The sequence below is a fragment of the Azonexus sp. genome, assembly GCF_047638095.1.
In the GTDB taxonomy this organism is placed as follows: Bacteria; Pseudomonadota; Gammaproteobacteria; order Burkholderiales; family Rhodocyclaceae; genus Azonexus.
Map to the genome: position 1 here is coordinate 1 of NZ_JBLJBW010000062.1, position 11,431 is coordinate 11,431.

Sequence of the window (11,431 nt, forward strand, 5' to 3'; positions counted from 1 at the left end):
CCGTTCGAGACCTACCACAAGGTGCGCGGCATGCGCTGGCCGGTGGTCAATGGCAAGGAAACCCTGTGGCGCTTCCGTGAAGGTTACGATCCTTACGTCAAGGCCGGCGAAGGTTTGCGCTTCTACGGCTACCCGGATGGCAAGGCGAAGATCTTCGCCCTGCCCTACCAGCCGGCGGCGGAAATGCCGGATCAAGACTACGACCTGTGGTTGTGCACCGGCCGCGTGCTGGAGCATTGGCACACCGGCTCGATGACCCGGCGCGTGCCGGAGTTGTACAAATCCTTCCCTGATGCCGTGGTCTGGATGCACCCGAAAGATGCCGAAAAACGCGGCCTGAAGCGCGGCGATGTGGTCAAGGTGGCGAGCCGGCGCGGCGAGATCGAGCTGCGCCTGGACACCAAGGGCCGCAACAAGGTGCCAGAAGGCCTGATCTTCGTGCCGTTCTTCGACGAGCACCGTCTGGTCAACAAGCTGACGCTGGATGCCACCTGCCCGATCTCCAAGGAAACGGACTTCAAGAAGTGCGCGGCCAAGGTGACCAAGGCCTAAGCGGCGGGCGGCTTCGCTGCGGGGTGTAGGGGCGCTTCGTCCCGAGCTTGCCGGAGGGGTTCGGCAGGCTCGCCCCGGGCGCGACTGCGTGTTTTATCCGGCTGGGCCAAGAGGCTTGGCGCGACATTGAAATTTCATTCAACACAGGGGAGTCAAACCGGGCTGTCGGGAAAACGGTCTGGGGGAGTCTTGTCATGAGTGACAAAGTGCAAAAGATGAGCCTTATGCGCGGCAAACGCCGTCAGTTCCTGGTCGATTCGGCCCGGCTGGCGTGCGGTGTCGGCTTCTTGGGTGTCGGCATGGGGTTCTATGCCGAGCACGCCAAGGCCTTGCCGCCGGCGGCCATTCGTCCCCCCGGCGCCTTGCCGGAAAGTGAATTTTCCGCCGCCTGCATTCGCTGCGGGCTGTGTGTGCGCGATTGCCCTTTCGATACACTGCAACTCGCCAAGCCGGAAGAGCCGATGTCTACCGGCACGCCGTATTTCGTGGCGCGCCAGGTGCCGTGCGAGATGTGTGACGACATTCCCTGTGTCAAAGCCTGCCCGACCGGGGCGCTCGATCATGGCCTGCGCGATATCAACAAAGCGCGCATGGGGCTGGCGGTGCTGGTCGATCAGGAAACCTGCCTGAATTATCTCGGGATGCGCTGTGATATTTGCTATCGCGTCTGCCCGGTGCTGGACAAGGCGATCACCCTCGACCCGCAAAGCAATCAGCGCACGGGCCACCACACCCTGTTCATTCCGGTGGTGCACTCCGATCACTGCACCGGCTGCGGCAAGTGCGAGAAAGCCTGCCCGACGGAGGTGGCCTCGATCAAGGTTTTGCCGCGCTATATGGCCAAAGGTCAGCTCTCCGAGCATTACCGTTTGGGCTGGGTGGAAAAGGAAAAAGCCGGTCACAGCCTGGTGACGCCGGATATCGAACACCAGTTCAATATGCCCGAAGGCATGCGTTACGAGCTGGGCAAAGGCCTGCAAAAAGTGCCGCCGACCGGCGAGGATGCCGCGCTGCCCGCGCTCAAGGGGGATCAGCTATGAGCCGCGCCTTGTTGCGCCCCGGGGCGGAAGCCGTGCAGGAAAAAGGCTGGCTGGCCGCACATCAATGGCTGTTGCTACGCCGCACCAGCCAGCTCGGCATTCTCGCGCTGTTCCTGGTCGGCCCCTGGTTTGGCTGGTGGATCGTCAAAGGTAATCTCACCTACAGCTACACCTTGAGTACCCTGCCGCTGACCGACCCCTATGTTTTGCTGCAAGCGATGCTCGCCGGACAATGGCCAGAAACTCTGGGCCTTGTCGGGGCCGCCATCGTACTGGTGTTTTACCTCATCGTTGGCGGGCGCAGTTTTTGCGCCTGGGTTTGCCCGCTCAATATGGTCACCGATGCCGCCGCCTGGCTGCGCGCGCGCCTGGGCATCAAAGGTGGGCCACATGTTGCGCGCAGCGTGCGCTACTGGATTTTGGGCATGACCTTCGTCGTCGGTGCGCTGACCGGCACGATCGCTTGGGAAATGCTCAACCCGGTTTCGCTCTTGCACCGTGGCCTGATTTTCGGGATGGGGCTGGCCTGGCTGGCGATTCTGGCGATTTTTCTCTTCGATCTGTTCGTCATGCGGCACGGCTGGTGCGGACATTTCTGCCCGGTGGGGGCGTTTTACAGCCTGCTCGGTAAGGGCGCGCTGCTGCGCGTGCGCCTGCCGCTGCGCGAGGACTGCAATGATTGCATGGATTGTTTCGCCGTCTGCCCCGAGCAACAGGTGATCCGCCCGGCGCTGAAAGCGATTGATGGAACGGGGCCGGTGATTCTGGAAGCAAATTGCACGAACTGCGGGCGCTGTATCGATGTGTGTTCGAAAAAAGTGTTCCGTTTTGGTCTGCGGACCATTGGTCAAGACGCCGTGCCGGCGGCGCTTTCTTCCGGCAAGGCACTCTGATGTTTAACCCGCTATTTCTTTTCTTCCGTGGCAGGAGATCAATATGAAAAAAACTCTGATTGGCGTGACTTTGGCGACGCTCATGGCCGGTTTCATCGGCTGTAATGCAACTTCGCAACTGGTGTCCATGCGCGGGGAAGGGGTGGATCGCCCCGACCACGCACCAGTGAGCAAGGTGTATTCAGAAAAAACACCGGGTGTGGGGGATCAAAAACTGATTAGCCGCACCTTCCTCACCCAGCCGCCGCTGGTGCCGCACGCCATTGAAAAATACGTGCCCATCACCTATGACGATAACGGCTGCCTGGAATGCCACATCACGGATGAGCTGCGCGGCAAAAAACTGCCCAAAATGGGCGAAAGCCATTTCTCGAAAACGCTGAAAGACGAGGACGGCAATCCGGCGGTAGAAATGTCGCGTTACCAGTGCGATAGCTGCCATGTCCCGCAAGTCGACGCCAAACCTTTGGTCGATAACGTTTTCGTCGGCGTCACCAAGCGCTGAGCCGCCACTTTCGCCCGCCCTCTTGCAGTGCCGCTGTGAGAGGGCGGTGCGGCGTGTCTGAGCTTTTCTTAGTTTTTCGCCGTAATTTTTCGCCGTAGTTTTTCGCTGTTTCAAGCGGCCTGAAAACTCAGTCGATTTTCTGATGGTCGATGGGGTTTTTCAATGCCGGGCCTTTGAAGACCGGTTCGCCGTATTTTTCCGGGCGTTTGGAGGTTTTGCTGTTCAAAGCGTTGCCGGCGGAAATGTTGCGGTTCATCCAGTGCAGCATGTCGCGCCACATGGTTCGTTGTTCGCGCGGCGGCGGCATCATCGTGGCGTGCGGGAGTTCGATGGTGACGACCGGCACGTTTTTGTGCAAACCGCCGTAATTGCCCAGCGAACCGGGGTAAACGCCGAGGCGGTTGAGCATCAAACGGCCAAAGCGTAGGGGTTGCGGGGCCGGGCCGTCGTAGTCGAGCAGGTTGTAAGGGGCGTGCACGCTGATGATGAGGTCAGGTTGGTATTGCGCAATTTGTTTTTCCAGCCAGCGGGTTTCGATTTCCGAGCCGCCGGATTCGCCGGGGTAGCGGCGCGGATCGCGCTTGGTGCGCTCGATCCAGTATTTGTGGGCATCGCTCGCCCAGTCGGGTGTCGGAAAGTTGCGGTTCAGATCGACCCCGCGGCTGTTGGCGCGTGTCGATGGGCGGGTGAGGAGTCCGTCCGGGTTGGCAGAAGGGATCATGCGCCAGTGATATTTTTTGCCGCTGTCTTCGCCCACCCATTCGAGCCAGCGAAAAACGATGGAAACGGCGGTCAGCTCGTCGCCGTGGATACCGCCAATGACCAGCACCCGAGGGGCTTTTGCCGCCGGCGTGCTGCGCGCGGCAAAATCGCGCCACACCAGTAAACGCCCGCCGGCGGTGCTTTCTTCTGCGGCGACGAAAGGCTGTTTGCGGCATTCGCTGGCATTGACGCTGCGCAGACGTGCGCCCAGATCGTCACACCAGCGCGCGATGGCGGCAGTGGCATCGTCCGCAGTGGCGGGCGGCGCGGGCAGGGTAAAAAGTGCGGCGCAGCAAAGCAGGGGGCGGAAAGTTTTTATCATGGCGCAGGTCATGCCGACGGCTTATTTCGTAGGGCGAACATGATACTTCAGCGGGCTGCTTACGGGTCAGTTTGTGTGAGGTTTTGCCAGATTTTCAGGGAAGTTGCTTGCTACTGCTCGCGTATAATCCCCCGTTTCTTTACTTACAGGCGGTGGCCGCGCGGACGGAGCCGCATCAGGACAGCCATGCTCGATATTCAACAACTGCGCGCCGATCTCGATGGTGTTGCCGCCGCCTTGGCAAAACGTGGGAAACCGATTGATTTCACACAATTTTCCGCCTTGGAAAGCGAACGTAAGGCAGTGCAAACCCGCACCCAGGAATTACAGGCGCAGCGCAACACCTTGTCCAAGCGCATCGGCCAGCTGAAAGGGCAGGGACAAGATGCGACGGCGGTGCTGGCGGAAGTCGGTGCCTTGGGCGACGAATTGCAGGCCTCGGAAGCGCGTCTGTCGGAATTGCTCAACGAATTCAATGCCTTGCTTGCTGCGCTACCGAATATTCCGGACCCTACAGTGCCGGAAGGGGCGGATGAGGCGGCCAATGTCGAACTTAAGCGCTGGGGGACGCCGCGCGTTTTCGATTTTCCGGTAAAAGATCACACCGATGTGGGCGAAGCCCTGGGGCAGCTCGATTTTGCCAGCGCCGCAAAAATTTCCGGCGCACGTTTTGCCGTGCTCAAGGGCGGCATCGCTCGCCTGCACCGGGCGCTGGCCCAGTTCATGCTCGATACGCATACTGCGGAACACGGCTACACCGAGGTGTATACGCCCTACCTCGTCAATGCGGCCAGTCTCTTCGGTACCGGGCAGTTGCCGAAATTCGAGGAAGATTTGTTCAAGGTGCAGCGCGGCGAACAAGAGCCCCTGTATCTGATTCCGACGGCGGAAGTGCCGGTGACCAATATCGTGCGCGATGAGATTTTGCCGGCAGAAGCCTTGCCCCTGAAGCTCGTCTGCCATACGCCGTGTTTCCGTTCTGAAGCCGGTTCCGGCGGGCGCGATGTGCGCGGCATGATCCGTCAGCATCAATTTGACAAGGTGGAACTGGTGCAGGTCGTGCGCCCGGAGGATTCCGCCGCCGCGCATGAGGCGTTGACCGGCCACGCCGAGGCGATTCTGGAAAAATTAGGCCTGCCCTATCGGCGCGTCGTGCTGTGCACCGGCGACATGGGGTTTTCCGCCGCGAAAACCTACGATCTGGAAGTTTGGCTGCCGGCGCAAAATACCTATCGCGAAATTTCTTCCTGCTCAAATTTCGCCAGCTTTCAGGCGCGGCGTATGCAGGCGCGCTTTCGCAACGAGAAAAACAAACCGGAAATCTGCCATACCCTGAACGGTTCCGGCCTGGCCGTGGGCCGCACCCTGGTGGCGATTCTGGAGAATTATCAGAACGCCGACGGCAGCGTCACCGTACCGGAAGTCTTGCGTCCGTACATGGGCGGAGTGGCGGTGCTGGCCGTTTGATTTTTCCATGCAGACTGCGCGGGTACGGCAGTTTGCAGTGCGAAATACTGCAGGCTAAATCCCACCTGCCGGGGTAGGTTGCGTGCAACGGGCATCTGCCTCATAGGTCGCGCGGCGAGAGGCTCAGGCTTTTTTCCGTGTCTTCCAGCGCGGCCAGTGGATCGGAGGGCAGCGGTGCTTCGTGGCGCATGAGAATGTCGTAAAAACTGCGGATATTCTCGGTCATGATCACCGCTTCGCCGCCGCGCGCCCGCCCAGATTTGAGGCGGCTGTAATACTCCGGTTTGGCCATGAGCGGCAGGATGCGCCGCATGTCGATCCAGGCGTTGGGGTCGGCTTTGAGCTGCTTGGCGATCCAGCGTCCGGCATTGAGGTGGCCGGGGCCGAGGTTGTAACCGGCGATGGCCAGCCAGGTGCGGTCGGGTTCGGGGATTTCGGGCGGCAAGCCGTCGCGCAAGATGTTCAGATAACGCGCTCCGCCCAGGATGCTCTCGCGTGCATCGAGCCGGTTGCTGACCTTGAGGCGGTCGGCAGTTTCTTCGGTGAGCATCATCATGCCGCGCACATTGGTGTAACTGGTGGCGAACGGGTCCCAGTGCGATTCCTGCCAGGCGAGCGCGGCGATCAGGCGCCAGTCGGTGCCGGTTTGCCGCTCGGCATCCTGGAAAAAACGGCGCAAACGGGGCAGGGTGCGTTCGATGGCGCTCTGAAATTTTTCGATGTCGGCGGGCGTCAGGCGGCGAACGTGGCCGAAATAGCGCTCTTCCAGGCGGTTCAGGCTGCCGTCCTTGCGACTGCGTTCGATGAATTCATCGAGCTTGGCGCGCAGCTCCGGATTGGGATGCACGCCCAGCTGCCAGACGATGGGCGCTGGTTCGCTCAGAACCAGGGTACTGCGCAGACTGGGGACGTATTGCGTGACCAGGTCTTCGAGGCGTGAGTCCATGGCGGCGTAGCTGATTTTGTGGTCGCCCACTTCGTCGAGTAAATCCAGGGCATCGCTACGTTCGAGTTCGACCACGGTAAGGCCGGGAATGCGCTGGGCGAGGGCGTGCAAGGTTTTTGCCTGACGTGAGCCGGCCAATACATGCACCGTTTTGCCGCTTAACTGGGAAAGCTCGGTGAGCGGCAGAGAAGCATCGTCTTGCACCAGCAAATCGCGGGTCGCAAACAAAGGCGCGCTGCTCGCGTGATCTGCGTTTGCACTGGGTGATAACCAGCCGGCTGCGATGTGATAGCCGCCTTGGGCGAGTTGCTGGGCAAAAACTTGGTGCGGGCTGGCGATGAAGCGAACCGGCACGCCCAGTTCTGCGCCAAAGGCTTCGAGCAGGTCATGTTCCAGACCGTTATTGGGATTCGCGGCATCGTTCAGATGGGTGAGCGGCCCGCTTTCGATGAGTACGACCAGTTCTTGTTTGCCCGGAGTTGGAAAAGGCAGGGGCATCACCCGGTCGCCGCAGCCGGTCGTCAGCAGGGCAATAAAAAGAATTGCGCAAAAGGCGCGCAGACGGCGCATTCCCGGAATAAGCTGTGCTATCATGCGGCCCGCTGCGGAGAGGTGGCAGAGTGGTCGAATGTACCTGACTCGAAATCAGGCGTACCGCAAGGTACCGTGGGTTCGAATCCCACCCTCTCCGCCAGCCTGATTGGGCAAATTTCCTGTAAAGCACGAGCAGCACAGCACGCGACACCCCACTGGCGAATGCCAGTTTTTTTACGCCCAGAGTTACGCCAAGATAAACTTGCGCCGGTTTTTTTCCGGTGCTGGGCGGCTTGCTTGCTGGCGTGTAGGGCAAAAATTTGTGACATGCCGAGGCGGGAAATACGGTCGATGCCGCGCATCTTAGCGGATGTATGGGGCAGACTTTGTAGAGAAATGTCAGTCGATTGTGCTCGTTTACTCTATCAGTGCGTCTATCAGTGCGTCAGTTGCGCATAGAACATGGGCAGGCGCTGCGGCAGCTCTTCCGGGCTGCGCATGATGGCGTAACCGGTGGGGCCGAACAGATGCGGCAGATAGCCGCCGCCTTCGCGGTCGATGGTCAGGCAGAAAGGAATCAGTCCCAGGCGGCGCGCTTCATGCACCGCGGCGCGGGTGTCTTCGATGCCATAGCGGCTGTCGTAGAGATCGAGATCATTGGGTTTGCCGTCGGACAAAATGAGCAGGATGCGCCGACTGGCGGCTTCTTCGACCAATAACTGGCTGGCCCGGCGAATGGCAGCCCCCATGCGGGTGTAGTAACCCGGGCGAATGGCCTGCACCCGGCCGCGCACGGCGTCGTTGAAGGGCTCGGAAAATTCTTTCAGGCGATGAAAGCGCACCTGGTTGCGGCGGATCGAAGAAAAGCCGCAAATGGCGAAACGGTCGCCCGTCGAGCGCAGGGTTTCGCCAAAGAGCAAGAGCGCATCGCGGATGACATCGATGACGCGCGCCTCGCTCGACACCCAGGTATCGGTGGAGAGCGACAGGTCGGCCAGTACCAGGCAGGCGAGATCGCGCTCGCGTTTTTCCAGCGATAGATGCAGTTGGCCGCTGTGGTGCAGGCCGCTTTTGCGATCGGTGGTGGCGCGCACCACGGCGTCCAGATCGAGTTCGCTGCCGTCGGGTTGCGATTTCAGCCAGCGGCGCGCCGGCTGTATCGCAGAAAACTGCTGGTGCAGGCGTTTTGCCGTGCGCCGCAGGCGCTCCGGCAAGGGGCCGGGCACGGCATGGCGCGAGGCCATTTCCTGCACACGAACATGGTCTTCCTGCATGAGTTGCTTGCGGTAATCCCATTCCGGCAGGGGAATGCCTTCGCCCAGCGGAATATCGTCTTCAGCAGCAGAGGGCAGATCGAGATCGAAGCGCACGCGCGAGGCGATGCGCTCGTTGTCGTCGGTTTTGGCGAGCGAGAGCTGCTCCATATTGCGTGCGGCATCTTCGGCATTGGGGTCGGGGTCGTCATCCTGGCTGCGGTTGACGCGCACGAATTCCGCCACCGAGAGCAGGCTCTCGGCACGGAAAAAAATCAGCATGCCATTTTTTTCTTTGGGCGTTTCCACCTGCTCGGCGCGGTGCGCCTCTTCGGTGGCTTCCTTGATGCCGCCTTTGGCTTCTTCGTTGCCTTCGCTGCCGCCGTCATTTTGTCTGGCGGCGGTCAGGGCGGCAGCGGCATCCTGCCATTGCAGCCAAAGTAAAACGGGTTGCGGCGGCGGGGCTTTATCGCCGACTTCCGGCAAGACGTCGACGGTGCCGGGGTCTTCGATGGCGCGGCGAATGGCGCGTTCGCGCGTGGCTTCGTCGGGCGGCATTTTTTCAGGGGGCAGGCGCTCCGGTAAATAGGCGGTGACCAGCCGCCGGTAACGGCTGGCCAACCCCGGCCAGGTCGCTAGTGCGAGCAGGGTGGCCGCCTGGTTGCGGCGCAGATAGCCGACTTCCGGGCGCGTCATTTCCTCCGGCAGGCGATCCAGACAGGCCGCCTGCGCCGCCAGCCAGTAATACAGATCGCGGTTGAGCGCGGGATCGGGAAAGGCATCCAGTTGTGGCGGCAGGCGCAGGGTGTTCTGGTCGCGCCGGGCAAAGCTCAGGCGCTCGCCGCTGCCCGCCACCCGCGCCAACCAGCTGCGGCGGTTGCCGTAGCTGTCGGCAGTCGCCGCCGCCACGCGCAGCCCCGCATCGCCGCCCAGGGCACGGAAGAAAATGGCGAGCGGGCGCTCCATCGTTTTCAGCGCCACGGCAGCCTCCGGGTAATGCCCGCCAGCGGCTTTGGTCACCCAGCGATGCCAGAGTTTACCCACCCATTCTTCCATGTTCTGCCCTGCCGTAAAGATGCTGGCAGTCTAGGAAGCGGCAATCCTGCCAGCCTTGATGCAGGCTAAGAAGGGCGGCAAAAATACGCCACAGGCACAAGCGATTCGATGCGCAATATCTCCCAAGACGTAATTGCGTCCACGCCGATTATGCTTTTTTCGCCACACGAACAACGCCAAATCGCCGCCCGCCTGAAAGCCCAACTGACCGAGATCGAACGCCTGCCACAACGCCTGCTGGCGCAGGCGTTCAAAACGCAAGGCGTAGGCGATGAGTCGGCCTTCGATTAAGCATGGATTTCTGTGCTTAACTTGGATTAAAGATGAAAGACGTTTCAGATCAACAGGTTGCAGAGTATCTTAAGCGCCTGGGCCCGTAGTGACCGGCAGCGGCGTTTGCTTTCTACTACGGGATACGTGCCGTGCAGGGGCTGCTGGCCGGTTTTGAAGACAGCATCGCGCCACCGCGGCATTCAGCAACTTGCATTGACGAAGCAAAAACAGTTGAAATTAAAGAAGAAAACGAACCTGTGATGCCACGCCCGCCGCCGCTCCTGACCCCGCAGCCCGCCGACTTCGCCGTCATCGCGCAACTCATCGCCAGCGCCAAACAAAAGGCGGTGCAGGCGGTCAATACCACGCTGATCGAGTTGTACTGGTAGATTGGCGAGCAGATCAGCCGCAAGATCGCCGCCGCCGAATGGGGCGATGGCGTGGTCGATCAACTGGCCAGCTATCTGGCACAGACCCAGCCAGGGCTGAGGGGTTTTACCCGTCGTAACCTCTTCAGAATGAAACAGTTTTACGAGGCGTATGCGGCCACGGAATTAGTGCCACCGCTGGTGACACAATTACCCTGGACGCATCACCTTATCATCCTGAGCCAGAGCAAACACCTGGAAGAACGCGAGTTTTACCTGCGCATGGCGGTGCAGGAAAAATGGAGCAAGCGCCAGCTGGAGCGCCAGTTCAAGGTGGCGCTATTCGAGCGCACGGCGCTGGCACCAGTAAAAATCTCACCACTGGCGAGACAAATTCACCCGAACGCAGCCAGCGTGTTTAAGAATAGCTATCTGCTTGAGTTCCTTGATCTTCCGCAAACTCATGCCGAAGCCGACTTGCATCGCAGCTTGCTGTTGAAGCTCAAGGATTTTTTGATCGAACTGGGCCGGGACTTCTGCTTTGTCGGCAGTGAGTATCCGGTGCAGGTGGGTGGGCGTGACTTTGCGCTGGACTTGCTGTTTTTCCATCGCGGGCTGAACAGTCTGGTGGCCATCGAGCTGAAAGTGGGCCGTTTCGAGCTGGAATACCTGGGTAAGCTGAATTTTTATCTGGAAGCACTGGATCGGGATGTGAAAAAAACTCACGAACACCCCGCCATCGGCGTGCTGCTGTGCGCCAGCAAGGATGACGAAGTGGTGGAGTACGCGCTGAGCCGTAGCACCTCGCCCGCGCTGATCGCCGCATACCAGACCCAACTGCCGGACAAAGCCCTGTTGCGCGCCAAGCTGCACGAGTTTTATCTACAAGACACCCAGGCATCGTACGAGGATAAAGATTAACAGGCCGTTGAATTCTCCCCAGATACCTCCCGGCAATCGAACTCTGACAAGCATGGATCGAACATTCGGAACCCCTTATCTGAAGCGCTTGAAAAAGGAAAAGTCGGGCGACAGGAAAATCGAGGCGCTGGAAGCGAACATCCGCGAACAGGAAAAAGCTGCGCGCGATCTGGAAGCCGCAGCCGCCGCCATTGATGCGGCGGTGTTCGACCTGAAAGCGGTCAACCCGAATATCGCCGCCACGGTGGACGAGCGCACCCCGGGCGAGATCATCGCCAGCATCGACGCGCAGGGCCAGATCGTAGCGCAGGCGCTGGGACGGTTGCAGGGCTTGCTGTCGTCGTAAAAAAAGGGCGGCCAGCAGGCCGCCCGAAAACTCAATGAGGAAGGGTTAAATCACTGAGTGTTTACTTCTCTTCTCCCCCCACGAAGAAGGAGATGAGATAGACGATCAAGCCAATAAGGAACATGACGCCGGCCCATTCGCGCATCCAGTAGAAGAGCGTGACCTGGTCTTGCGTGGCCATGAAGGACATGGG

Annotated in this window: 12 protein-coding genes and 1 tRNA gene; 10 read left to right on the top strand and 3 right to left on the bottom strand. The window is 60.2% G+C overall.

The window, feature by feature from the left end; translation table 11 throughout:
• The 4 genes from ACM62Q_RS12145 to ACM62Q_RS12160 form a co-directional block, all read left to right on the top strand.
• Positions 1 to 552, top strand: a 552-nt coding sequence (locus tag ACM62Q_RS12145; protein ID WP_415036942.1) for a molybdopterin dinucleotide binding domain-containing protein, incomplete at its 5' end; no start/stop codon positions are given.
• A gap of 194 nt (positions 553 to 746) precedes the next feature.
• A complete protein-coding gene (gene napG, locus ACM62Q_RS12150; protein ID WP_415036944.1) occupies positions 747 to 1,592 on the top strand; it encodes a ferredoxin-type protein NapG in 846 nt (281 codons plus the stop codon).
• Positions 1,589 to 2,485: a quinol dehydrogenase ferredoxin subunit NapH gene (gene napH, locus ACM62Q_RS12155; protein ID WP_415036946.1), complete on the top strand. Its 897-nt coding sequence runs from the start codon at positions 1,589 to 1,591 to the stop codon at positions 2,483 to 2,485. The genes napG and napH overlap by 4 nt, the downstream gene beginning before the upstream one ends.
• 43 nt (positions 2,486 to 2,528) lie before the next feature.
• On the top strand, positions 2,529 to 2,990 hold the full coding sequence (locus ACM62Q_RS12160) for a nitrate reductase cytochrome c-type subunit (protein ID WP_415036948.1): 462 nt from the start codon (positions 2,529 to 2,531) through the stop codon (positions 2,988 to 2,990).
• A gap of 127 nt (positions 2,991 to 3,117) precedes the next feature.
• Here ACM62Q_RS12160 and ACM62Q_RS12165 read toward each other — a convergent pair whose 3' ends face one another.
• Positions 3,118 to 4,074 carry a M14 family zinc carboxypeptidase gene (locus tag ACM62Q_RS12165; protein ID WP_415036950.1) on the bottom strand — a complete coding sequence of 319 codons (957 nt, stop codon included), beginning with the start codon at positions 4,072 to 4,074 and terminating at the stop codon, positions 3,118 to 3,120.
• Between the two features lie 186 nt (positions 4,075 to 4,260).
• Between ACM62Q_RS12165 and serS the strand changes: the two genes are divergently transcribed.
• Complete coding sequence (serS, locus tag ACM62Q_RS12170; RefSeq protein ID WP_415036952.1) at positions 4,261 to 5,541, top strand: serine--tRNA ligase; 1,281 nt, start codon at positions 4,261 to 4,263, stop codon at positions 5,539 to 5,541.
• Positions 5,542 to 5,641: 100 nt separating this feature from the next.
• Here the strand turns inward: serS and mltF are convergent, their stop codons facing one another.
• Positions 5,642 to 7,081, bottom strand: a complete 1,440-nt coding sequence (gene mltF, locus ACM62Q_RS12175) for a membrane-bound lytic murein transglycosylase MltF (RefSeq protein WP_415036954.1) — start codon at positions 7,079 to 7,081, stop codon at positions 5,642 to 5,644.
• Positions 7,082 to 7,093: 12 nt separating this feature from the next.
• On the opposite strand from mltF, the gene ACM62Q_RS12180 reads away from it, so the two are divergent.
• Positions 7,094 to 7,181 (top strand) — tRNA-Ser (locus ACM62Q_RS12180).
• Positions 7,182 to 7,458: 277 nt separating this feature from the next.
• Here the strand turns inward: ACM62Q_RS12180 and ACM62Q_RS12185 are convergent.
• The gene (locus tag ACM62Q_RS12185) at positions 7,459 to 9,330 is read right to left on the bottom strand and encodes a nitric oxide reductase activation protein NorD (RefSeq protein ID WP_415036956.1); all 1,872 of its coding nucleotides are present in this window, start codon (positions 9,328 to 9,330) and stop codon (positions 7,459 to 7,461) included.
• Positions 9,331 to 9,438: 108 nt separating this feature from the next.
• Between ACM62Q_RS12185 and ACM62Q_RS12190 the strand changes: the two genes are divergently transcribed.
• From ACM62Q_RS12190 to ACM62Q_RS12205, 4 genes are all read left to right on the top strand, one after another.
• Positions 9,439 to 9,621 (top strand): hypothetical protein, encoded by a 183-nt coding sequence (locus ACM62Q_RS12190; protein ID WP_415036958.1) that lies wholly within the window; start codon positions 9,439 to 9,441, stop codon positions 9,619 to 9,621.
• Positions 9,622 to 9,752: 131 nt separating this feature from the next.
• Positions 9,753 to 9,992, top strand: a complete 240-nt coding sequence (locus ACM62Q_RS12195) for a hypothetical protein (RefSeq protein ID WP_415036960.1) — start codon at positions 9,753 to 9,755, stop codon at positions 9,990 to 9,992.
• Positions 9,993 to 10,004: 12 nt separating this feature from the next.
• Entirely contained in the window at positions 10,005 to 10,892 is an 888-nt protein-coding gene (locus tag ACM62Q_RS12200; protein ID WP_415036964.1) for a PDDEXK nuclease domain-containing protein, read from the top strand.
• Positions 10,893 to 10,944: 52 nt separating this feature from the next.
• Positions 10,945 to 11,238 carry a hypothetical protein gene (locus ACM62Q_RS12205; protein WP_415036962.1) on the top strand — a complete coding sequence of 98 codons (294 nt, stop codon included), beginning with the start codon at positions 10,945 to 10,947 and terminating at the stop codon, positions 11,236 to 11,238.
• Positions 11,239 to 11,431 lie beyond the last annotated feature (193 nt).